The following is a 21,442-nucleotide window of genomic DNA, read 5'->3' on the forward strand; positions in this document are numbered from 1 at the left end:
AGTTTTAGGAGTAATCTTTAATGACCTTGCAAAAAACGACTCGATGGCTATGGCAAGCATTAGTTTTAAGTGCAGTATTAAATATTGTTTTCTTACTTTTATTTTACTCAACTATCTTTCGAAAGGATATTTATAAACTACGTTTATTTTCTGGTCCTTTGGTGGCTAAGAGTTGTCGGGTGAAATATATTCCCGAAGATTTCCTAAGGAATTTATCAGAAGCTTCCCTCGAGGAGTTGTATCGTTTATTGGATGAAGATCATTTACTTTATGGACGTCCGCTAAAATTATGGGCATTAAGTGTAGCTATCCATACTTATGATGTGGATGTGGGCAGTGCGCTTCCTCATCCTCTGACATTCACACAATTGCGTAGTAATGGAAAAACCTGGTTACTTCCGAATATCGATGAGAAAGAGTATGGCATAGTGCGTCGTTATTTATCTCGGGAGCGTTATCCTTTTACATCTCGAGGTTTGTTTGTTTCCATCTCTAAAAATTTAGAGCGAGGCGCTGTTGACGAAGATTGTTTATACCATTTTTGTCATACTCCTGAATTTCTCTATTTGCGTACTTTACTTTGTGGTGCTGATGAGCATGTGGCCTCTGTTGCTTCCTTAGCAAGAATGGTAATACGTAATGAAGAGCAAATATTTTTTTCTCTATGTAATGAAAACAACCGTGCTATGGAAATTTCTGATCAACAACGACAAAAAATTTTATCTGCATATATGAATTTAGGAGAGCCTTTAGCAGCTTTATTATTACTTGTTCATGATGAAGACTGGGTGATTCATGAGTTTACAGATGAGGCCTTAAAGAAATTTATTGGTCTTCTTCCTAAAGAATCTCCCTATAGTCAAAGTTTTATTTCTCGTGTCGCCTCAACACGAGGTTCTTTTGTTGTAAATGATGTGACTACGGTAGAAACGCTTGTTGCTGATACGCAAGAGGTTATTTGCCAAGATTATATTGTAAAAGATGGAGATTCTTTATGGCTGATAGCACGTCGTTTTGGAGTGACTATTGATGAGATTATGCGTTTGAATCACATGAGTCATCATCGTCTATTGCCGGGGAAATGTCTAAAGCTTCCTCTAAAGTCGTCATAGGCACAAGATCTATTCCTCCTGGATGCCAGGGACCACATTTTCCTATTCTTTTTATTGTTAATCCGAGACCTTTGATGCATCCATGGTGTTTTAGAGCCTGCAGGCCATATTGTGAGCATGTGGGGAAAAACCTACATGGACTTCCTAACAAAGGGGAGATTGTCCATCTATAGATATGGATAAGAGCACGGCATAGGTGCATGGGTAGGTTTTTAATAAGCAATTTAAATGACATTGAATACGTCTTTGAGTAGAGCGACAGAAACTTCTAGCATAATCAACCAAATAATCGTCCATTCTAATGATGATGAGTGTTGGTGATTGAGTTGGTCATTTAAAATTTCCAATACGTCCCCAAGGATTGTTAATCTATGATTGAGAACATTAATTCTGGCATTAATATCTAAGCAATTAAGAACATCAATATAAATAGGTTGTGTTTGCGGATGTTCCCAGAAAAAGTCCGGTTCATCAAGAATATCAGAATGAAGATTTACAGAGGCTTTATCTAAAAATAATTTACCAATTTTTTTTGCTATTGCCTTTCTTGGCATGGAGATTTTCCCTTTTGTAGCCAAGTCTTGAGGTAGGCGCTTTGAGTCCTCAATAGTTTTATAAATAGTAGCTTCAAATATGGTGAGCTTTACGGATTGAGCAAGACCAAAAGATATAGCTAGCTTTGTATTGAGTTGCGAATCTGCTAGTATCAATCTATCCCTACGTATTTGAAGTTTTTCTCCATAATGGAAATTATAACAATCGACTTCTGGTTGAGGAAGGATTTCTGGAGAGGCTGTGACGATAGATTGTAGGATTTTGATTTCTTCAAATTCTTCCCACCCCCAAAATACAGCAACTCCAAAGGGGAAAAATACGGCAATCTTGTCACATTCATCGGGATTTTCCGAGGAGACTAAAACATATTCCCTAGATAAGATTGTGGGAAAGCGGGTTTTTAGCAAGTGAAAGAGCACGTGCAAGTTATAAGATGAAGCTGTGCAATGGGCAGTACAACGCATGATTCTTAGAAACTATTGTTAAATCTTTCTCTAATCTACTTCATTTTTACTCAGTCGGAAACATTTTTTTTCTTGAGGTAAAGGGGATTTCCTAGCTAAGCTATCTTTTTTGCGGAAGTGGCGGAATTGGTATACGCGCTATCTTGAGGTGGTAGTGGAGCTTTCCTTAGGGGTTCGAGTCCCCTCTTTCGCAATGGAAGTTGCTCATTAGGCCTCTTCTTCTTGATTTCTTTATCTTGAATTTTCATAGTGAGCATAGTTTCAAGTTTGGGGTGTAAACCTTGCGGTTTCTTTCGGTTTTTTTCTTTTTATTTTTATCATTGTTATCGGTAAGTCTCCCAGTTTTTTCTGAGCATTATATTTCTGAGGACGAAAAATTTTATATAGATCGGTTTAATTTTTCGGGAGAGTTTCCTGATATGGAAACTATGGAAATTCATGCACAGAGAAAAAAACGGGTGCATTTTGATGCTTCTGGAGAGTTTCCACAATTAGAATCTATTGTTTACAATGGGTCATTTGGATTTTTACGAGCCAAGTTGACGGGGAATTATCCTGAGCTCACTTCTTTAGCATTCGCCTGTTCATCATGTAAGATGGATTTAGATTTCCGAGGAAATTGGTATCAAAATACTACGATTTCTGTGAGTAATGAGTCAGAACCTCTTACATTGACTTTCCCTAAAAATGTTGGTGTGATCGTGCATACGAAAGTATCTACAAAGGGGAAGGTAGTTTTAGAGGGGGATTTCGAAAAACGTGGCCGCGGTATTTGGAATAAAACTTATCACAATTCTTTAGTGGGTATAGCGCCTATTACTTTAGTCTTTGAAGTTCGCAGTGGCTCTGGGGGAACGATTACTCTCCGATAGAGTCTTAGTCTTATCCTTATGAATTATACTTTCAAATATTCGAATAATCTTTTCTGAAAATTCCAAGTGAAAATCTGATAGATGTAAGAGATCTTGGAATTTTTTAGCATGGATAAGAGCAAAGAGAATTTGCTCTTCTTCATTTTCTATCATGACGGCACCTTCAGGACCGTGATCTAGACAGAATTTTAAGCCTTTATAACGATAGAAATTTGGAGAAATAATAGTTTTCTTACAGTAGGTGCATACTGAGGATAGGTCTAGAATCCCTTCGTATTGTAAAAGTTTAAGTAAGAAAGTTGCCGAAAACATTTCAGGATTTTTACTTTCCGGTAAGCGATATAAGAAATTTAAAAATAAGGAAAAAAGTTCTTGTGAGGGCTTTTCTTGCCACTGTGATTCTAAAATGCCCTGAGCCATTTTCCCTGCTGCTTGCAGGAGGGAAAGAGAGGATTTTATTTCTGAAAATGTATTTTTTATCTCTGCAGAGATTAGTTTGCGCATTTTTGGCGGAGAGTAATCGAGACTATAAATCCCCAAGGACAGGGGGATAAGAGTTTCTCTGAAATCGCAATAGATAGATTGGCCCTGCTTTGCAAAAAATGTAAGAAGTCCCAGGGGAGAAAATACTGTGGTCACACAATGATTTTTCCCTAAGGGAAGATTTTGTAGGGCAATAGCCGGAGTAAGGGTGTGCATGTCTTTAGTTTATAGATTCTACAGAGTTTAATTTGAGATAATAAGAAAGTAGTTGAGGGTAGCTAGGGAGTCCTGGATAAAAATCCAGGGTCTGTGTTTTGGGATTTAAAAATCCTGTTTGTTGTTTTCTATAACATACGACAGAAAGACACGGGGCGCCAATAATATAATTATAGCTTAACAGTTGGTTCATTGTTTGTTGGTTAATTACTCGAGCTTTACATTCGATGAGCAAAAGTGGTTTTGGATTCCCCAAATTATAAGTTTTTCCTTCAAAATTCGTATAAGTTGCTGGCGTGATAACAAGAAGATCTGGACGACGGCGCGGAAGGCGGATATCCTTACGGGTAAGAAGGGGGAGTAGGGTTTTAAGCCCCTTTTCTACGATAATCAAAGATGAGGGATAAAGCAATTCTTCGGTTAAAAAGGCAATAAGCTCCTGGCGGACTTTTTCTTCGGGTGTTGATGCCAAGATCTTATGCCGTATCGGATCAAAGATCTTTAAAGAACTAGCATTTGTTGTGGATATTTGCTCATTAGAAGATGTGGAATCCTGGGGCGATGATAGGCTCGATGAGGACATAGTTGTCGTCGTTTTGTTTATGGATTAGCTGAATCTTATGCTCTTTTTCATTTAGGAAGACTAGCACTTTATCTCGAGAAGCTTCGAATTTCTTAATAGCTTCATCTTCAGAAAGAACAGGTAGATTGATTTTTTTCTTAGAGAGAGTCTTTTTCGCAGATTCGGGGATATAACCATACTGTTTTAAAGAATCCCACGCATCCATAGTTTCTATGGGCAACATATCATCGTAAAGATGAATAGCCTCTTGAAGCTCAATGATATGCTCTTCTTTTTTTGATAGTCCTATATCATGTTTCTTCTTGTCTTGGGATATTTTTAGATGTTTATTCGCTAAAGTGCGAATTTTTTTAAAGGCCGAAATTACAGCACTATAAGCATTGCTGTGTTGTGTTTTTACTTGGAATGTCTCTTTCCCTACAGTCGCGGTTAGATGCACTTCGGTTCCTTGCTTCTCTTTATGCGATGTCAATACTACATGAATAGAATCTACTACGGGTAGTTGACCGCTTTTTTCAATGATCAACTGACGTAGAGGTTGGGAAATATGGAAGGATTTACCCGTAATTTCTAGGTTGGCAATCTCGTCTCTTGGGGTTTTTTTCTGCCTTGCCGATCGACGTTGAGGATTGTGCATGCCGTCTCCTTATGGTGAAAAGATTTATACAACATATGGAGATGAAAAAATCGAAAAAAAAAAGAGATTCTCCTACTTGTATTATAGGAGGGAAGCTCTTTATTCTAAAAAGTTTTTAACGCACCGAAGAGGGCTCGAACCTCCAACCACCTGGTCCGAAGCCAGGTACTCTATCCGATTGAGCTATCGGTGCCTAAGGAAGCCCTTTTTCAGGGAATCTAAGACCTTTGAGAATAGAAAGCCTAACAGAAGTTTCCCTGAAACTCAAGAAAAACTCCCCTTCTCGCCAAGTTGGGAGTTTTTAGCATAGCGCCAGCATGGTGTCTGTGAGATGGGTAGGGCTTTCTAGGATGACCACTCTTTCCAATACATTAGAGAGTTCTCGGATATTCCCAGGCCAGGAGTAGTCAAGCAGCGCGGTCTTGGCGCTTTCCGAAAGAGTTTTTATAGGTTTATTGTTCAATCTACAAAATTTTTCTAAAAAGTATTGAGATAAGGGGAGAATATCTTCTTTTCTCTCTCTTAGAGGAGGGAGGTAGAGGGGAATGACGTTGAGGCGATAAAATAAGTCTTGTCTGAAGATCTTTTGGTCAACAGCTTCCCTGAGATTGCGGTTTGATGTAGCTAAGATGCGCACATCTACGGAAAGAGTTTTTGTTCCCCCGAGATGTTCGAATTCTTTCTCTTGAATTGCTCTAAGGAGCTTTGCTTGAAGATTAACAGGCACTTCTGTAATTTCATCCAACAATAAAGTCCCTGTATGTGCGAGTTCAAAACGCCCGGCTTTTTTAGCTGTAGCTCCAGTAAAAGCTCCTTTTTCATGACCGAAAAATTCGGATTCTAATAGAGTTTCTGGAATGGCTGCACAATTAACCTTTATGTAAGGTTGGCAAGCTCTGGGAGAATTTCTATGAATGAAAAAAGAAAGCAATTCTTTCCCACATCCTGACTCCCCATGAATAAAGATGTTTGCAGAGCTGTCAGCAGCTTTTTTTGCTTTAGACAACAAATCCTTCATAGAAGGACTTTCGGCAATTAAAGGATGAGATTCTGATGAAATTTGTGACTTTAGCAAAAGATTCTCATTTACAAGATCTTGTAGTTCTTCAGCTTTTGCTATGAAGGCAAATAGAGCTTCTGAGGAGAAAGGCTTAGTGAGATAGTTAAATGCTCCATGGTGCATCGCTTTTACGGCATTTTCTATAGTTCCATACGCAGTAATCACCAAGACAGGGGTTTGCGGAGAGAACTCTTTAGCTATTTTAATAATATCAATACCACTGCCGTCGGGCATATTCATATCCGATATGATCAGGTCGTATTTATCTGAACGTATCTTTTGGGAGCCCTGCTTAACATTATCTGCTGTAAATGGAGAAAATCCTCGAGATAAAAGAAGCTCAGAAAGGAAATCTCTGAGCAAAGGCTCATCATCTACTATTAACACTCTTTCTATGGTCATCGGGCGTTTCATTAATTTTTAATTTAAGATTTCTTATTACTAAATAGAATTAATCTGTGTAAAGAATGGTTTATTTATTCTATATTTCTATTTTAGTTCTTTAATTAAGATTTTTTTTATTGATTTTTAGTAGTTTAAGATAGTAAAATTTTTCGACTTAATTTTATTTAGGGCACTTATAGCATGGCTTCTTCTCCAATACCAAATTCTTTGGTTTCTTCGTTGAATCCAGAAGTTACACAATCTCGTTTATCCTTATTTTCAGATTTAACTTCTCTAGAGAGGGGGGAGATTTCCTCTGCTTGGAAAGCGCGATGTCAGCTTGCCTCATGTATTGGGCTGTTTTGTTTATCTCTTCTTGCTATTTGTGCTGGAACTTTAATTCTAACTTTATTACCGGCCACCCCCATGTTTATTGGGATAGCATTTATTGCCCTCGGTAGCGTTTTGTTGGTTATGAGTTTGCTACTACACTTTTCAGCACGGCCGAATAAGAAAATGGTAGCGCAACAGGTAAATATTCAAGATTTACAGACGCAACTTCAGGGCTTGTTAGCGACAACGGATGCTCGCGGTTTAGCTATAAACGGTTTTGATTCTAATGGCGATCCAAAATTAATAATTCAAGGACGAGAGAATCTATTAGCAAAATTCGATAGAGATTTGCGTAAAAAGGAAGTGGATTTATACCGTCTCATATCTTCTGAAACAGAAAATAGACATCGTGTTTTGTCTGATTTATCAGAATTTCGTGAAATGCAAGAGCGGATTGGTGAGGAGCTTGAGCTTTTATATCGTTCTTACAATCAGCATATAACAGGAACGCGAGATACGGGACGCGACGGGCGTTTGATGGAGCTATGTCAAGAGAGAGATTTGCTCATCCAAGATCTTGCTGATGTGAGTATTGAAAAAGCAAATCAAACCGAGACTATTACAAATTTACAGACCACCTTAAATACTCTTATTCAACGTATCAGATTATTGGAGAATCAAATTTCTACTGATGCTGATAGCGGTCAGCAACATTCAGGATTGGTAACGGGTCTACAACCTCTGTTGCAAGAGCAAAATATTTTATTATCCAGGCTCTCTCAAGCATATGAGGGGCTAATCAATTTATCCCTACGCGATGAGAACTTAACCAATCGACGTATTGATTTAGAGAAAGAAATTCAATCGCTTATTGAAGCTACATCTGAAAGGGTAGTATTTAATCGTGAATACAGAGATAGATATCTACGTTCTTCGGGAACCATAAATCAATTAACGAATAACCTACGTGAAAAAGAAGCAACACTTCTAGGATTTACCCAGGAAATAGAAGCATTAACTGAAGAAGTCGAAAGACTTCGTAATCGCCAACTAGGCGGAGAATATACTCAAGAAGATATCGATGGTTACCGCAACATTATAAGTGTTAAAGAAATGGCTATTGAGCAGCTTCAAGAACAGCTTGTAAGGTACAGACGGCTTCTTGATGAGGCAGTTGCCGTTAATAGCCGCATCTCTCAAGGGGCTCAAGAAAGTGAAAGACAAGCTTTACAAATGGCAGCTTTAGAACAGAGAGAAAGAGTCTTAAATACGAAGATTCTTGCGCTACAAGGGGACATCAATAGACATGAAGCAGAAACACAACGTCTACGTCAGGAAAACGACGAATTGCGAGAGCTGGTATTAACGGCAGAGAGTAATCCGGGCTCTAATGCACAAATAGAGGCTCTTCAAAGAGAAATTCGAAGATTAACAGTAGATTTAGAAGCTGTTATTAGAGAACGAGCAGATCTCTCAGAAGCTCTTTCTGTTGCACGTACACAACTAACAGACTCGCAATTGCGCTATGCAACCCTTAGAGAGGAAGTTCTAGGCAAGGATGAGGAAATAACAGGTCTTAAAATAGAACTTGATAGACTTCGTACGAATATTCAGTCTTACGATAGCGATATTGATAATCTGCACCGTTCTTTACAAGGTGAGGTAGAATTAAGAAATTCTATAGATGTCTTAAGAAATGAGATTGATAGATTAGAGCAAGAAAAACGCAATCTTAATGCACGCCTATTGGACGCGGTTGAGCAAAACCGTACGAATATAGAACTGTTACAACAAAGTGAGCAGGAAAAAGAAAGGCTTATTCAAGAGATTCAAGGTTTACGTATACGGCATGATCAAGAAAAGTTTGCTTTACAAGAGCAGGTAGCTCAACTAGAAGAGACCATGCGGGATCGTCACCTGCAGCATATAGAAGAGACCTCGCGATTGAAATTAGAAAATAATCAGATGGAAAATCTTCTCAGAGATGCAAATAGACTTGCTGAACATAGCGAGGAGGGTGCTATGCAGATGCTGGCCACACAGTTGATTGCTTTATCCTCCCATATTAAGCAGAGGAAAAAAAACGAAACTCAACGTCTCGAATTTTCGGAGATGCTTGCTTTTACTGCTCCAAGATTTTTCGGTCACATAGGAACAGGCCTTTCCTGCAGGCAATTGCGTCCTGGAGTATATTTAGAAGTAGAACTACCAGAGGGTGCTACAGATGCTCAAAAGCGTGCTGTTATCGAACAGCGTTGCCTGCGTGAATGGTTCTTAGCTTTGTTGGGCTTCTTCACTATAGATCAGATAGAGGCGATGTCGCAAAGAGCTAACGCATTAGTTGCAACATCTCAGGGACAACCACATTTGGATGAGTTATTTGATGAATTGGCCGGAGAATTCCCTGAAATTCGTACTTCTTCGGGAACACTTACCGAATGGTTGTCAACTTGCTATAGCTACGTGACAGACCTACCGATTTTCAATGATTATTCACGTTGGACAGGTTTCTTATTCTCGATGTTGCAGAAAATGCATAGAGGAACAGGAGGCCTGTTAGAGAACTACTCTGAAGAAGAAAATAGCTTCTTAAGAGCTATGTCAAACTTCTCTGGTAAGATTCCTTTAGTTTTAGGAAGTATTGGTCACGGTGAGGGTACAACACCAGGAGCTGCAAATCCTTTAGGAGATTTGAACTATGAGAACCTAGGAAATATTACATGGAATCGTTTAATAAGAGTTGTAGAGGAGCTTTTATCTGTGAGAAGTAGTCTTAATGGCCCGCTTATCTTAGAAGTACATGATGTTTGTGAAAGCGCTGTGAGGACAGTAACTGCTGGAGTTTATACTGATACGTTAACCCGACAGTACCCACCAACTAGATGGAATCCTCCAAACGATCTTTAATTCTTTATTTTAGGGTTGAGGAATCTTTAGAGTGAAGGTGATATTTGCGTTAGCATTTTCTACGTGAATGTCACCACAGTGCAAACGCATGATCTTTAAAGCTTCTGCCAACCCTAAACCATTTCCTTGAGCTTTCGTTGTAAAAAATGGAATAAACAGCTTATCGAAAATCTCTTGAGAGATCTGACCCGGATTTGTTACTGAAATATCTCCTGACGAGTGTAGGGTAACTGTCATAGGGGATTTTGTTGCTTCAGCAGCGTTTTTTACAAGATTCCACACCACGCTATTCATTCTATCAGGATCTATAGAACGTATTATAGAAATTGAAGTCTCACGTTCGAATTTGCAAAAGGGAAATGTGATTGATAATAGGGGAATAAGTGATGAAAAAAAATCTTGTAGGTCTATAGCTTTTAGATTTAGTGGTTGGGATTTTGTATACTCTAACATTGAAGAAACTAAAGTGTTTAAAGAACGTGTTCCATCAATGATTGAGGAAAGCATACGCTGATGACGTGGGGATGAGAGCTCTTCTTTTAATATGGAGGCAAATCCCGCAATACCACTTAAGGGATTGCGAATTTCATGAGCTAGGGTTGCTGTCATTTTTCCTAGTTCAGCTATATTTTTATATCTTTCAATAGCATTTTCTAATTGCTTATATTCTGAGCGATCTCGAATTAATAGAAAAAGGTAACCATTTAAGGAGTTTCTTCTTATGAAGATTTCCGCATCACGATCTTGATCATTTTTCGATAATGTTAGACGTAATGTTTTTGGGGAGGGTAAAGATTGCAAAGCTTCATTTATAGAAAATCCAAAGAAAGTTTCTGGGAAAAAATCTGTGAAGGGTTTTTGCAGTATTTCTAATTCTTCAGGAACACCTAAAATTTCACGAGCTTGTGAATTAAAAATTAAAATGTTGCCTACTTCTGAGAGTAGGATAATCCCATCGGGAATCGCTGTAAGAATAGTATCTGCTTCTTTATAAGATTGGGTGATACGAGATTTGATCTCTATCAACTCTTGAGTTGAAGAACATGATTTACAATCGTTGCTGCTCATAAATCCCTAACTCTTTTTTTCTCTGGAGATAGTTGAGTTTGTCCGTATCAAGAATTTTCGTGATGATTTCTCGAATATCCGAGAGTTCTTCTTGAATGTCTTGAGGTAATACCGAAGTAAAACAATGCCGAAATTCTTTAATCTGGTTATCAACTTTGTCTATACAAGATAGAAGTGTTTTTTTCTGCTGTAATACTTTTTCAAGTTCTATAGGAGTTAATGAAGGCTCTGTTTCAGTAAGATCAAGAATAGCTAAGAAAAAGCCTTTCTTTTTTTTAAGGAGAAGTAGGAGAGCTTGTTCTTTCATAGGAAGCAAGGGGTTCGGCACGTAGCTTTTCTTAAAAAAAACTACTAACGAATTTATTAGCAACCTGAAAAAACTTAGAAAGAAAACTTATGCCGGCGATTGGACTCGAACCAACACCTTATTGCTAAGAGTAGATTTTGAGTCTACCGCGTCTACCATTCCGCCACGCCGGCATAAAGTGCGTCTACACTGTACGTGTTCTTTTCTAATAAGCGCAAGGGAAATCTCTTAAGATAGGGGAGATGGGGGAGTTTCTATAGGCTGACCTTTTTCTAGATCATAGAGCATTTCTATAGCTAGGTAGGTTCCCTTATCTTTGCGTGTTAGGGTTATGAGAAATTCCTCGTTTTGTAGAGTTGTTTCTGTGGTTATAAAATCTATAGAACATGGATAGGTATTTTTCTTTTTATAGAGAGATCGCAAGAGAGAACTCAGAGAATCCATAGAAAGTTTTTTATCGGTGAATAAAAGAGCAGCGTTTCCATTAAGATGCTTAATAGAAAGTGTTTCCCCTGAAGCTTTCAGAAAACGAAAATGTTTATGACAACAAAATCCTTCGACTATGGAGATGGTATTGTGTGTATTTAATAAACGCGTAATATCAATAATTCTTGAATGTATGGGAAAGATTTTACACAAGCTATGGTTCAATCCGTCACAATCATAGAGGGTGCCATTCTCCGTTTCTATAGAAATTAAGGATCCATGACAATGAAACGAATATCTAGTGATTACCCGGCGTTGTGGAGTAGGCCAGGAATATTTAGGTAAAGGATTTTCCCGGCTTTCGGGATAAATAACGACAGAATGTCCTTGTTGTGAGGTGATTCTCCCCGCACGTATATGCCTATGAGGTGTTTCTGTAGAATTTGTACAACTACAGATTAAGGGAAATAGAAAAAATCCTAAACTTGTCTTAATAAGAATCCTGTGCACAGGTTAGAATCTCTCCTAATGTTTTTAGTCATTCTAGAGAAATAAAGCATAACTTCTAAAGCTTATTTCATTACGTTGTAGATTTACTATATTCAGTTAGGGGAAAAATATAATAGGGTGGGGTTAGGGTAGCCGTGAATATCAACAATTATCAGGTTTTCTTTTTTGATTTAGATGGTTTGGTTATCGATACTGAACCTTTATATTATAGGGCTTTTTTAGAGGCATGTAGAGAGCATGGGCTCGATGTTACTATGGATTTCTCTACATATTATTTATTTTCGATGTTGGGAAGAGAAGTTTTCAAACAGAAATTCTTAGAGATTTACCCTAATACAGAATCTTTTTTTCCACAGTGTTTTCACGATCGAGAACATATCTATAGGGAATTAATACAAACTGAGGTTCCTTCTTTACTTCCTGGTGTTGAAGATTTTCTAGGATTGCTATTAGCTGAAAATAAAACTGTAGGTGTGGTTACAAATTCCTCAGAAGTGCTTATCCAACGTTTTCGTGAGGTCCTTCCTATGCTTAATCAGTTTCAATTTTGGGTAACTCGTGAAGATTATCAACGTCCTAAACCTTATCCCGATAGTTATCAACACGCCTACGAAGCATTTGTTCAAGAAGGAGAGAAGGTCGTAGGTTTTGAAGATAGTGTAAAGGGGTTGCGTGCTCTTACAGGGATTCCAGCAACATTAGTTGCTGTGAATGCAATGTTACCGTTGTCTCGAGATAGTCACGAAGATTTTTGTGAGAAAGATTTTCACTATTTCGTGTCTTTCAATGAATTGATCGCACATTCCGAAGTGCAAAACCAATTATAAGGTTCAGGGTAACATACGTGATGCAAAGATAACGCGTAGCTAGGAGCTGTGGGTGGTCCTTGTCTACGATTTTTCTTTTCTAGGATCTCCTGGATATAATCTGGAGGATATTTTCTTTTGCTAATATCTAAAAGAGATCCGACGATATTCCTTACCATTTTATACAAAAAACCATTCCCTTTACAGATGATGGTTACCGTTTCTTCCTTATCTATAACCTCTAGTTTGAATAACGTTCTTACTGTAGAGTTATAGTTTCTTCCGTGATTTGCGAAAGAGGCGAAATCATGAGTTCCTAATAGGTATGTGGTTCCTTTTTGCATAAGATCTACATCTAAAAGATGTCGTGGGTAATAGGAAAAATAACGTTCCCAGGGAAGAGGTTTCTGAGATCTTGTGAGTGAATAGTGATATTCTTTAGCGATAGCTGCAAAGCGAGAATGAAAATTGTCATCAGCAAGAACAACATCACGAACAACAATGTCTTTGGGTAAAATAGCATTGAGCATTTTTTTTATGTTCCGAACTTGTGAAAACAGCGGGTGGTTGGGTTGTGAAAAATGTGCTACTTGACCAAAAGCATGAACTCCCGAATCAGTACGTCCTGAAGAGGTTACAACGATACGTTTTCCTAAAATTCCTTCTAGTGATTTTTCTATAACTTCTTGAATAGAGAGATCATTAGGTTGTCTTTGCCAGCCGGCATAGGCAGTTCCTTGATAGGCTAAGAGTAGAACGACTCGTGTCATAGCAAGGCTAGAGCGATGGTTAAATCTTCAGGGTAAGTAATTTTTATCTGAGGATGTCTATTGGATACTAAAGATACGGGAATATTTAAAAGTTCCGCAGCCTGTGTATCATCAACTAAGGTAATTCCTTCCTTATTAGCGAATTCAAGGCCTGCTAACAATATCTCTGTCTTTATACATTGAGGTGTATGAACAATGGAGAGAGCGTCACGATCTAAAGTTTTTACAGGATTGCGTTGTTTGATTGTATAGGGAACGTTAGATACTAACGTTGCCGCTCCTGTTTGTTGAGCTGTAGCAATAAGTTCGCTAACCTCATCAGGATAGATAAAAGGTCGAACACCATCATGAATTAATACCCAGGGATTACTAACATGTTGTAGCCCTGAAAAAACAGAATCTTGACGACGCGTTCCAGATTGCGCGAATTTTACAGAATATCCTTCAAAAATATAGTGATAGCTTGGATCACAAACAACAATAATTTCAGTAATTTGAGGGATATGAAGAGCTGTTTTTAATGCATGTAGAATAAGGGGCTGACCTTGAAAAGGTAGATATTGTTTAGGTTGATTTGCTCCAAAGCGTTCTCCTTTACCCCCACTAAGTAAAATCAAAGAACATTTAAGATCCATATACACACCGTACACAACAAATTTCTGGAGGAGAACAGAAGCGTAATCTTTTAAATCCTCCAAGACCGCGATTTACATATAATTGCCTTTTCCCTTCTCCGAATAGGAAATGACCCCGAGCTAGATCTGGATTTTCTAATCCAGAGATTTTATTCATAATCCTATTGGCAAACTTAGGCCAGGGGATAGAAATTTGCGGCCCATGTGTATGGCCAGAAAATATAATATCTCCGGGATATGGCTCTAGCTGGTGTAGAGTATCGGGATTGTGAGAAAGGATAATGCCAGGTAAGGAAGGATTATAGTGGATAAACGCTTTTTCAGGATCAAATTGTTTAGCAAAAAGATCTCCTAAACCAACAATGTTTATCATATCAGTAATTATGTGACTTTCATTATGCAATAATCGGATAGGTGTATTTTTTAATAACTGTAAGAGTTCTTTATTAGGTTCTTGTCTTTCAAGTCCTTCAGCATACGTATAACCTTGAGAGCCGAATAGTCCTTGGGTTATTGAAACGAAAGCCCGTTTTAATGGTTGGCTACTTTTCATGGAAATAATATCTATCTTTCCCTGACTATTGCGTGAGATATAAGATTGGTAATCGTGATTTCCAAGAATGGCAAATGTCCCCAAAGGTGCGTGTAAAGTATTTAAAAAAGCCTCTAATCGCGAACGATCTTCTATTTGTGCTCGGCAAAGGAAATCGCCAGAAAATAAGAGAATATCTGGAGAGAATCGCGAGATCTTTGAAGAAACTTTTTTAAGGAATTTTTTGGGAACGAATTTGTGAAAATGTAAGTCGGAGATTTGAGCAATGCGCAACCCGTGAAGGTGAGCATACTTTTTAGGCAGCTTCCATGTTAATAAAGATGTTCGCAACCAGTTCGGCTCTATAAAATTTGCCCATGAAAAGGCAGCGAGAGGAACTGCAGCAGCTAAAGATAAAGAAGCTAAGACCACAATAACACTATAAATATATTTTCTCCTCGTCCTACAGGACGAGGATCCTGAAAAAGAGCCAAATCTTAATTTTATTTTACGATATGATTGGAAAGAGCTTTTGTCATTTGAAACATATCGATTGGGTTTTTAGAACCAAAGACTTTAGCTAGGGCGTCATCGGGGAGGATATTTCTTTTATTCTTAGGGTCTTGAAGGTTATTTTTTTTAATATAGTCCCATACTTTTTTTACAATTTCAGTGCGGGGCATTGGTCCCTTGCCAACGATAGTTGCTAAATCGGGGGTAATATTGACAGGGTTCATAAAAGCAGAGTTTTTGTTTTTTTGACTCATCGGTTACTCCTAGTAAAGGTGGTACGAAGAGACACAAGCTCTTCATCGCAACTTTTTTATCTTTCAAGAAGGTTTCTCGTCAAAACAAAAAAACAGAATTCGTTCCTCAATTACTCTTTATTAAGGCTTTAAGTGGCAATCTGGACGGGGTTGTGGTGAGATAAAGAATAAGAAGAAATATTGAGGGAATCTCTAGAAAAATTTACAAAAATAGGACACGTTGACTTTATTGTTTTTGCTTTTCTACAATCCTAATATTAAGTCTTTTTAAGAGCATGTATGCACGAAAGTTTAGATAAACGGTTAGAATGTCTGGTAGTTGGCTTGGCTTTAGCCGGGAGGTCTCTTTGACCTTGAGGGTAAGAGACAAGAGTTGGCTAAATTAGAAGATCAGACCTTGAAAGAGGACTTTTGGCAAGATGTTGCTAACGCGGGAAAAATTTCTGAACGTATTGCTTCGTTAAAACGACAAATTTCCGATTATGAAGAATTCAAAAGTAAGGTTGATAATCTGACTTTTTTCTTAAATGATAGTGAAGCTTCTTCAGATCCCGAATTTCGTGAAGATTTAGAAAAAGAATTCTCTGTTTGTGAAAATATCCTTTCAGAATGGGAAACGCAACGTTTGCTTTCTGGTGAGGTCGATAAAAATCCTTGCTTTTTAACGATCAATGCTGGTGCTGGAGGCACAGAATCTTGTGATTGGGTGGAAATGCTTTTTAGGATGTATTCTCGTTGGGCATCCCAACATCAATGGAAAGTCGAGGTTATAGATCGTCAAGAAGGGGATGTTGCCGGGATTAAGCATATTACTGTAAAGTTTTCAGGAAACTATGCTTATGGTTATGCTAAAGCCGAGCGTGGTGTGCATAGATTAGTACGTATTTCTCCCTTCGATAGTAACGCAAAACGTCATACGAGCTTTGCTTCTGTAGACGTGTATCCTGAAATTGATGATGAGATAGAAATTGATATTCGTCCAAATGATTTGCGTATTGATACGTATCGGTCTTCAGGAGCAGGGGGACAACATGTCAATGTTACTGACTCTGCAGTGAGAATTACTCATATCCCCACAGGAATTATTGTTTCTTGTCAAAGTGAGCGTAGCCAAATTCAGAATCGTGAAAGTTGTATGAAGATGTTGCGCGCAAGAATGTATCAACAGATTCTTCAAGAACGGTTAGAAAAGCAACTTCTTGATAGGAAAAATAAAAAAGAAATTGCTTGGGGTTCGCAAATTCGTAATTATGTCTTTCAGCCTTATACTTTGGTCAAGGATGTGCGTACAGGGCATGAGACCGGTAATGTTCAGGCTATGATGGACGGAGAATTGCTAGATGATTTCGTCAAAGCGTATTTAGCAGAGTATGGAGAAGTCTCATGACAGAGAACAAAGATACAGGAGTTCCTGGATTAGAAATACGTTATACACTTCCTAGTGATGGCGTGTATATGCAGCAATGGTTAAATGATCCTAAGATCCTTCGAGGATTTCCTTTGAAAACCGAAGTAGAAATTCGTGATAGCGTAAATTTTTGGGTAGGATTTTATCGATATCACAGTAGTTTAACAGCCGTGTATGAAGGGGAAGTTGCTGGAGTCGCTACTCTTATTTTAAATCCCTATATTAAAGTGTCCCATCATTCATTACTTTCCATTATTGTTGGAGAGTCTTATCGAAATAAGGGTATAGGAACAGCTCTGTTAAACAACCTATGCCATTTGGCTAAAAGTCGTTTTCATTTAGAGATTCTCTATTTAGAAGTCTATGAGGAAAATCCTGCCATAGATTTGTATAAACGTTTTGGTTTTATTGAAGTAGGAAAACAACGGCGTTTTTACAAGGATGAGATAGGATATCTTGCCAAAATTACCATGGAAAAAGATCTTTAAATGCTTGTGCTAAAATCTATTTTATAAGTCTTAGTGTTGTATGGCATTTCAGAAAATCCGTAGGGTCCTTAAAAAATTTTCTCGATCACTTCTTTTCACTAAGTCTTCTTCCGCCAATCTAGTGGGGATTTACAATCCTGTTTATATAAGATCTTCTATTCCTATCGATTATGCTCCTGGAAAAGTGTATGATCTAGAAAGGATATATCAAGATCTCAATTTAAGATTGTTTGAGGGTTCTTTGAATTTAAAAATCGGATGGTTTGGTCGAGAACGCTTGGGGAATGCACGCAGGGTTGTTTTAGGATCTTATCATGAAGAAGAACAACTAATACGTATACACCGTTCATTAGATCGTGAAGATATTCCGTTATTTTTTATGGAATATATTATTTATCATGAAATGGTTCATAGCGTAATTCCTCGTGAATATTCTCCATCGGGGAGAACAATTTTTCATGGGAAAAAATTCAAAGAGTGTGAGAAACGTTTTCCGCTATATGAGAGTGCTGTAGCTTGGGAAAAGGCAAATATTTATGTATTGTTGCAAGGATATAAAACAAGATTAGGTAAGAAACATGGCAGGACACAGTAAGTGGGCGAATACAAAATACCGTAAAGAAAGAGCAGATCATAAAAGGGGAAAGATCTTTTCCCGGACGATTAAAGAATTAATGGCTGCTGTGAAGATGGGAGGTCCTGATCCCAAAACAAACGCACGTTTACGCGTAGTTATACAAAAAGCCAAAGATCAAAATATTCCCAATGAAAATATCGAAAGAAACCTGAAGAAAGCCTCCTCAGCAGATCAGAAAAATTTCGAAGATGTTACCTATGAGCTTTATGGTCATGGGGGAGTCGGGGTTGTTGTTGAGGCCATGACGGATAATAAAAACCGTACTGCTTCCGATATGCGCATTGCTGTGAATAAACGTGGAGGCTCTCTCGTAGAACCTGGTAGTGTTCTTTATAACTTCGCTCGTAAGGGAGCCTGTTATGTTCCTAAGAGTTCCATAGATGAGGCTACTTTATTATCTCATGTAATTGATGTGGGAGCTGAAGATCTCGATAATGATGATGAAGAGCATTTCATTGTACTTTGCGATCCTATAGAGCTAGCTTCCGTGAAGGAAAAATTAGTTGCATTAGGTGTGACATGTTCCGAAGAAAAGCTTATTTATGTTCCTTTGCGTCTCGTAGATTGTGATGAAAAAGATGGAGAGGCAAATCTTGCTCTAATCGAATGGTTAGAACAAATTGATGATGCCGACGAGGTTTATCATAACATGGCCTAAGGCTTTTCTAAATATAGAAAAGCCTTAAGAGTTTTGCCTAAGAGCGCCTTTGAGGTGGAGGTGGAGGAGCTCCCGTAACTTTGGATAATGTTTTCGATAGCTGTGTTGTTGCCAATCTTGCAGCATCAAATAGCTGTTGACCTTGTGTAGATTGTGTATCTGCACTATCAATTGCTTCTTGTAATCTCGAGCCTTTTTCAAATAGTAAGAGTTTATTAGCAACACTATTTAATGTTGCTGTAACATTTGCGGCTGCTTGAGTGATTCCCGGAGGAGTCTTTCCTGTTGTTGCTGGGGCCGCTGTTTGCTTAGTTCCTGCTACAGGTGAGGAGGTTGCTGTCCCTTGCACTGGAGCCGGAGAGGTTACCGTAGTGCTTGTCGTAGAAGGTGTCGCAGATTGTAATAGACTAGATAAACTAGCGCTTACACCTCTGGCAGCCCCAGGAAGATCAGGAGATCCTCCGGTAGAGATTGGTTTTGCTGTCTGTGCTTTATGGAGATTTGAGATAGTCGCAGCTTGTTGTTGCACAGGACTACTAGTAACTACTGTAGATTGAGCAGGCATAGGTCCAACAATACCACCGGATCCCGTACGCTCTTGGAAAGCTTTGATGAGCTTTCCTACGTTTGTTCTTTGGGGAGTAATATTCCCTTGTGTATCAAACGTACGATCTAGATGGGATCGCAACTGGGGTAAAAGATGCTCTAATCCTCCTGTATCACCTTCACTTGTAGCACCCATTAAGTTGCTTGCTGGTGCTCCAGAAGAGGTTCTTGAATTATCCCCGACTATATTTCCATTGTCATCAAGGTTGACTCTTCTTGCAAAGAATACACCGTTATTTCCTCCTGTTCCTTGCGTTGTCGTTGCGCTACCCTCGTCAATGTTGATACGTCTTGCAAAGAATACTCCTTCAGGTTGGGTAGGATTTGGTGTATTTCCTGATTCAACAGCTTTAATTACATCTCCGAGATTCTGATTTACAGAAATAGGTTCTCCTCCACCACCTCCAGGATAAACAACATCTAAATGCTGACGGACATGACTTAAGATATTATTTAATTCACTATCATCATCGTCATTATTAGAATCTCTTCTTTGTACCCCACGTCCACCATCACCTTGAGTGCTATTTAACAATACTGTAGGTTTGTATGTACCATTTTCTGATGTTCTAACAACAGTACCTAAGTCTTGATTTCCTTGATGATGTACACCATTTTGATCATAGACAGTATCTAAATGCTGACGGACATTAGTTAATACCTGTTGTAAATTATTTGTCGACATTCCTGTGATATTCACACCACCTTGAGCTGCAGGTGGTGGTCCAGGAGGTGGAGGAGGACCAGGAGGTAGGGGAGCTAAGCTATCCTCGCCTTCCCCATCACTGTCAAATTGTATTTCATCCTCAGTTTGAGTGCTGGTACTTCCTGTTTCTACATCGTCAAAATTTGCAGCTTGATCATGAGTAACATGACCGCCATCTCCAGAAGTATCCGTAGTTGCGGAGCTCACGGTAGTCGTCGTCGTCCCGCCAGTAACGTTTACGCTAGTACTAATACCTCCTAAGTTAACATTGATAACAGGTTGAGCGTAAGGACCGGGTTGTGGTTGCGGTTGAACAGGGGCAGGGGTTTCTCGTGAAAAGGCAGGGCCCTCGTCGGGTTTAGGGGTATTATTCCAGTTAATTCCTTTCAAACCACCAACATCACCCCAGATAGCTCCGGAATCACACTTGGTACCACGACGCCATACCGAAGGTGTATAATTGCTGCTAGATTCTTTAGAATTCCAAGGACCGTAGAGCACAGTAGTTTTAAACTTCATGCTCATAAGTAGGTGACTGTAATTTCCAGTCTCTCCAGTTTGTCCTGCGATGCGTGGTTGAATATTATTTGACCAATCAGCTTGCATGGATTCATAGCCTACGCAGAATTTAGCAATACACATTTCTAAATCTTTAACATCTGTGATGGGTGCTTTTGTTCTTCCATTAGTTACAGCTATGGACTCCGCTGTATTCCAGTCACCATTTCTTACGAAAATAAAGCTTCCCCTAGACTCATCCATATAAACAATATGGCCGGCTTTAGTCTGTAATTTTGCTTGTACAGATGGTGTAGATAGGAATTTGATAATTGAAGCTTTATCTGTTGGATCATATTTAGGAAGGGCCATACTTGGTAGGCCACCAGGACCCTCAGGTCTTTCAGCACCATCGGCAGCTTCTGCACCCCGTAGATTTGCAAGCTCCCCTAAATCTGCATTAGAAGGAGTTTCTTGGGGACCTTCTGCTCCTCCTGTAGCTCCTGTATCTTGAGTTGGAGATGCGCTTGAAGTGTCGGAGACGCTACTATCACTACTACTACTTGACGTGCTATCGGTTCTTGCTCTTCCTGTTCCAAGAATATGAGATCCTAATAGGTTGGCTGCTGTAGCTGTTGCAGCGGCTCCTTCTGTAGTTGAAGTTGTTGTAGTTATATCTCTTTCAGTTGTAAAAATCACCGATCCCGAATCGGATTCTGCCTGAGATACCGCTTGTTCTGCTGTTGTATTAACAGATTGGGCGGTTGTTTCTAAAGCTCCAGTCCCTGTGGTAGATACAACGTGACCCCCAAAGGATGTGGATGTCGTTACTACAGGAGTTGACGTCGTAGTAGTCGTGACATTCGTTGTAGATGGATTATTAATAGGACCAGTCATGATTTAACAACTAAATAAAAAACTTCTAATTTAATTAGATTGTAAAACAAATTATTTATTAATATCTCGAGTTTTTATTTAGTTAATAAACTAACTTTCGTTGTTAATAGTTTTTAA

Annotated in this window: 22 protein-coding genes and 3 tRNA genes; 9 read left to right on the forward strand and 16 right to left on the reverse strand. The window is 38.7% G+C overall.

All coding sequences use genetic code 11. The features are described 5' to 3' along the window. Positions 1–20 precede the first annotated feature (20 nt). Complete coding sequence (locus C10C_RS00775; protein WP_117273836.1) at positions 21–1,112, forward strand: LysM peptidoglycan-binding domain-containing protein; 1,092 nt, start codon at positions 21–23, stop codon at positions 1,110–1,112. On the opposite strand, the gene yidD is transcribed toward C10C_RS00775, so the two are convergent. Together yidD and C10C_RS00785 are read right to left on the reverse strand one after the other, a co-directional pair. Continuing rightward, a complete protein-coding gene (yidD, locus tag C10C_RS00780; protein ID WP_117273837.1) occupies positions 1,036–1,347 on the reverse strand; it encodes a membrane protein insertion efficiency factor YidD in 312 nt (103 codons plus the stop codon). The two genes, C10C_RS00775 and yidD, sit on opposite strands and share 77 nt — an antisense overlap. Beyond that, positions 1,337–2,131: an RMD1 family protein gene (locus tag C10C_RS00785; RefSeq protein WP_117273838.1), complete on the reverse strand. Its 795-nt coding sequence runs from the start codon at positions 2,129–2,131 to the stop codon at positions 1,337–1,339. Before C10C_RS00785 ends, yidD begins: the two co-directional genes overlap by 11 nt. Positions 2,132–2,242: 111 nt before the next feature. On the opposite strand from C10C_RS00785, the gene C10C_RS00790 reads away from it, so the two are divergent. Then, positions 2,243–2,324 (forward strand) — tRNA-Leu (locus tag C10C_RS00790). 88 nt (positions 2,325–2,412) lie between these two features. After that, positions 2,413–3,003, forward strand: coding sequence for a hypothetical protein (locus tag C10C_RS00795; RefSeq protein ID WP_117273839.1), 591 nt, complete (start codon positions 2,413–2,415; stop codon positions 3,001–3,003). On the opposite strand, the gene recO is transcribed toward C10C_RS00795, so the two are convergent. The 5 genes from recO to C10C_RS00820 all read right to left on the reverse strand — a co-directional run bounded on the left by recO (position 2,953) and on the right by C10C_RS00820 (position 6,384). After that, on the reverse strand, positions 2,953–3,702 hold the full coding sequence (gene recO / locus C10C_RS00800) for a DNA repair protein RecO (protein ID WP_117273840.1): 750 nt from the start codon (positions 3,700–3,702) through the stop codon (positions 2,953–2,955). The genes C10C_RS00795 and recO overlap by 51 nt on opposite strands. A gap of 4 nt (positions 3,703–3,706) precedes the next feature. Further along, positions 3,707–4,285, reverse strand: coding sequence for a type I restriction enzyme HsdR N-terminal domain-containing protein (locus tag C10C_RS00805; RefSeq protein ID WP_117273841.1), 579 nt, complete (start codon positions 4,283–4,285; stop codon positions 3,707–3,709). Beyond that, entirely contained in the window at positions 4,239–4,922 is a 684-nt protein-coding gene (locus C10C_RS00810) for an HPF/RaiA family ribosome-associated protein (RefSeq protein ID WP_117273842.1), read from the reverse strand. Before C10C_RS00810 ends, C10C_RS00805 begins: the two co-directional genes overlap by 47 nt. 119 nt (positions 4,923–5,041) lie before the next feature. Further along, positions 5,042–5,115 (reverse strand) — tRNA-Arg (locus tag C10C_RS00815). A gap of 108 nt (positions 5,116–5,223) precedes the next feature. After that, positions 5,224–6,384: a sigma-54-dependent transcriptional regulator gene (locus C10C_RS00820; protein WP_117273843.1), complete on the reverse strand. Its 1,161-nt coding sequence runs from the start codon at positions 6,382–6,384 to the stop codon at positions 5,224–5,226. Positions 6,385–6,567: 183 nt separating this feature from the next. On the opposite strand from C10C_RS00820, the gene C10C_RS00825 reads away from it, so the two are divergent. Then, entirely contained in the window at positions 6,568–9,606 is a 3,039-nt protein-coding gene (locus C10C_RS00825) for a hypothetical protein (protein ID WP_117273844.1), read from the forward strand. A gap of 9 nt (positions 9,607–9,615) precedes the next feature. Here the strand turns inward: C10C_RS00825 and C10C_RS00830 are convergent, their stop codons facing one another. From C10C_RS00830 to C10C_RS00845, 4 genes are all read right to left on the reverse strand, one after another. After that, positions 9,616–10,674 (reverse strand): two-component system sensor histidine kinase NtrB, encoded by a 1,059-nt coding sequence (locus tag C10C_RS00830; RefSeq protein WP_117273845.1) that lies wholly within the window; start codon positions 10,672–10,674, stop codon positions 9,616–9,618. Beyond that, positions 10,655–10,981, reverse strand: a complete 327-nt coding sequence (locus tag C10C_RS00835) for a hypothetical protein (protein ID WP_174222241.1) — start codon at positions 10,979–10,981, stop codon at positions 10,655–10,657. The genes C10C_RS00830 and C10C_RS00835 overlap by 20 nt, the downstream gene beginning before the upstream one ends. Before the next feature lie 90 nt (positions 10,982–11,071). Continuing rightward, positions 11,072–11,154: transfer RNA gene (locus C10C_RS00840), tRNA-Leu, on the reverse strand. Positions 11,155–11,209: 55 nt separating this feature from the next. Next, complete coding sequence (locus C10C_RS00845) at positions 11,210–11,917, reverse strand: hypothetical protein (protein WP_117273847.1); 708 nt, start codon at positions 11,915–11,917, stop codon at positions 11,210–11,212. Between the two features lie 134 nt (positions 11,918–12,051). On the opposite strand from C10C_RS00845, the gene C10C_RS00850 reads away from it, so the two are divergent. Continuing rightward, on the forward strand, positions 12,052–12,744 hold the full coding sequence (locus tag C10C_RS00850) for an HAD family hydrolase (protein ID WP_117273848.1): 693 nt from the start codon (positions 12,052–12,054) through the stop codon (positions 12,742–12,744). Here C10C_RS00850 and truA read toward each other — a convergent pair. The 4 genes from truA to C10C_RS00870 all read right to left on the reverse strand — a co-directional run bounded on the left by truA (position 12,687) and on the right by C10C_RS00870 (position 15,427). Further along, positions 12,687–13,493 (reverse strand): tRNA pseudouridine(38-40) synthase TruA, encoded by an 807-nt coding sequence (truA, locus tag C10C_RS00855; RefSeq protein WP_117273849.1) that lies wholly within the window; start codon positions 13,491–13,493, stop codon positions 12,687–12,689. The two genes, C10C_RS00850 and truA, sit on opposite strands and share 58 nt — an antisense overlap. After that, positions 13,490–14,128 carry a 2-C-methyl-D-erythritol 4-phosphate cytidylyltransferase gene (ispD, locus tag C10C_RS00860; RefSeq protein ID WP_117273850.1) on the reverse strand — a complete coding sequence of 213 codons (639 nt, stop codon included), beginning with the start codon at positions 14,126–14,128 and terminating at the stop codon, positions 13,490–13,492. Before ispD ends, truA begins: the two co-directional genes overlap by 4 nt. Next, a complete protein-coding gene (gene lpxG / locus C10C_RS00865; protein ID WP_117273851.1) occupies positions 14,118–15,092 on the reverse strand; it encodes a UDP-2,3-diacylglucosamine diphosphatase LpxG in 975 nt (324 codons plus the stop codon). The genes ispD and lpxG overlap by 11 nt, the downstream gene beginning before the upstream one ends. Before the next feature lie 71 nt (positions 15,093–15,163). Continuing rightward, positions 15,164–15,427: an SWIB/MDM2 domain-containing protein gene (locus tag C10C_RS00870; protein WP_117273852.1), complete on the reverse strand. Its 264-nt coding sequence runs from the start codon at positions 15,425–15,427 to the stop codon at positions 15,164–15,166. A gap of 279 nt (positions 15,428–15,706) precedes the next feature. On the opposite strand from C10C_RS00870, the gene prfB reads away from it, so the two are divergent. The 4 genes from prfB (at position 15,707) to C10C_RS00890 (ending at position 18,618) form a co-directional block, all read left to right on the forward strand. Further along, positions 15,707–16,814 (forward strand): peptide chain release factor 2 gene (gene prfB, locus C10C_RS00875; protein WP_162496152.1). Its coding sequence is split into 2 segments (ribosomal slippage): positions 15,707–15,775 and positions 15,777–16,814, totalling 1,107 coding nucleotides; the frame shifts between segments, so codons are not numbered across the junction. Continuing rightward, on the forward strand, positions 16,811–17,323 hold the full coding sequence (locus C10C_RS00880; protein WP_117273854.1) for a GNAT family N-acetyltransferase: 513 nt from the start codon (positions 16,811–16,813) through the stop codon (positions 17,321–17,323). The genes prfB and C10C_RS00880 overlap by 4 nt, the downstream gene beginning before the upstream one ends. 40 nt (positions 17,324–17,363) lie before the next feature. Continuing rightward, positions 17,364–17,918: a hypothetical protein gene (locus tag C10C_RS00885; RefSeq protein WP_117273855.1), complete on the forward strand. Its 555-nt coding sequence runs from the start codon at positions 17,364–17,366 to the stop codon at positions 17,916–17,918. Then, positions 17,902–18,618, forward strand: coding sequence for a YebC/PmpR family DNA-binding transcriptional regulator (locus C10C_RS00890; protein ID WP_117273856.1), 717 nt, complete (start codon positions 17,902–17,904; stop codon positions 18,616–18,618). The genes C10C_RS00885 and C10C_RS00890 overlap by 17 nt, the downstream gene beginning before the upstream one ends. A 37-nt stretch (positions 18,619–18,655) precedes the next feature. Here C10C_RS00890 and tarP read toward each other — a convergent pair whose 3' ends face one another. Continuing rightward, complete coding sequence (gene tarP, locus C10C_RS00895) at positions 18,656–21,325, reverse strand: type III secretion system actin-recruiting effector Tarp (RefSeq protein WP_117273857.1); 2,670 nt, start codon at positions 21,323–21,325, stop codon at positions 18,656–18,658. Positions 21,326–21,442: the final 117 nt, after the last annotated feature.

Origin of the sequence: Chlamydia poikilotherma, from assembly GCF_900239975.1 — a bacterium.
Taxonomy (GTDB): domain Bacteria; phylum Chlamydiota; class Chlamydiia; order Chlamydiales; family Chlamydiaceae; genus Chlamydia; species Chlamydia poikilotherma.

Coding starts and splice junctions, on each gene's coding strand:
- C10C_RS00775 (WP_117273836.1), top strand. CDS start 21: ATGACCTTGCAAAAAACGACTCGATGGCTATGGCAAGCATTAGTTTTA.
- yidD (WP_117273837.1), bottom strand. CDS start 1,347: ATGTCATTTAAATTGCTTATTAAAAACCTACCCATGCACCTATGCCGT.
- C10C_RS00785 (WP_117273838.1), bottom strand. CDS start 2,131: ATGCGTTGTACTGCCCATTGCACAGCTTCATCTTATAACTTGCACGTG.
- recO (WP_117273840.1), bottom strand. CDS start 3,702: ATGCACACCCTTACTCCGGCTATTGCCCTACAAAATCTTCCCTTAGGG.
- C10C_RS00805 (WP_117273841.1), bottom strand. CDS start 4,285: ATGTCCTCATCGAGCCTATCATCGCCCCAGGATTCCACATCTTCTAAT.
- C10C_RS00810 (WP_117273842.1), bottom strand. CDS start 4,922: ATGCACAATCCTCAACGTCGATCGGCAAGGCAGAAAAAAACCCCAAGA.
- C10C_RS00820 (WP_117273843.1), bottom strand. CDS start 6,384: ATGACCATAGAAAGAGTGTTAATAGTAGATGATGAGCCTTTGCTCAGA.
- C10C_RS00825 (WP_117273844.1), top strand. CDS start 6,568: ATGGCTTCTTCTCCAATACCAAATTCTTTGGTTTCTTCGTTGAATCCA.
- C10C_RS00830 (WP_117273845.1), bottom strand. CDS start 10,674: ATGAGCAGCAACGATTGTAAATCATGTTCTTCAACTCAAGAGTTGATA.
- C10C_RS00835 (WP_174222241.1), bottom strand. CDS start 10,981: ATGAAAGAACAAGCTCTCCTACTTCTCCTTAAAAAAAAGAAAGGCTTT.
- truA (WP_117273849.1), bottom strand. CDS start 13,493: ATGACACGAGTCGTTCTACTCTTAGCCTATCAAGGAACTGCCTATGCC.
- ispD (WP_117273850.1), bottom strand. CDS start 14,128: ATGGATCTTAAATGTTCTTTGATTTTACTTAGTGGGGGTAAAGGAGAA.
- C10C_RS00870 (WP_117273852.1), bottom strand. CDS start 15,427: ATGAGTCAAAAAAACAAAAACTCTGCTTTTATGAACCCTGTCAATATT.
- C10C_RS00880 (WP_117273854.1), top strand. CDS start 16,811: ATGACAGAGAACAAAGATACAGGAGTTCCTGGATTAGAAATACGTTAT.
- C10C_RS00885 (WP_117273855.1), top strand. CDS start 17,364: ATGGCATTTCAGAAAATCCGTAGGGTCCTTAAAAAATTTTCTCGATCA.
- C10C_RS00890 (WP_117273856.1), top strand. CDS start 17,902: ATGGCAGGACACAGTAAGTGGGCGAATACAAAATACCGTAAAGAAAGA.
- tarP (WP_117273857.1), bottom strand. CDS start 21,325: ATGACTGGTCCTATTAATAATCCATCTACAACGAATGTCACGACTACT.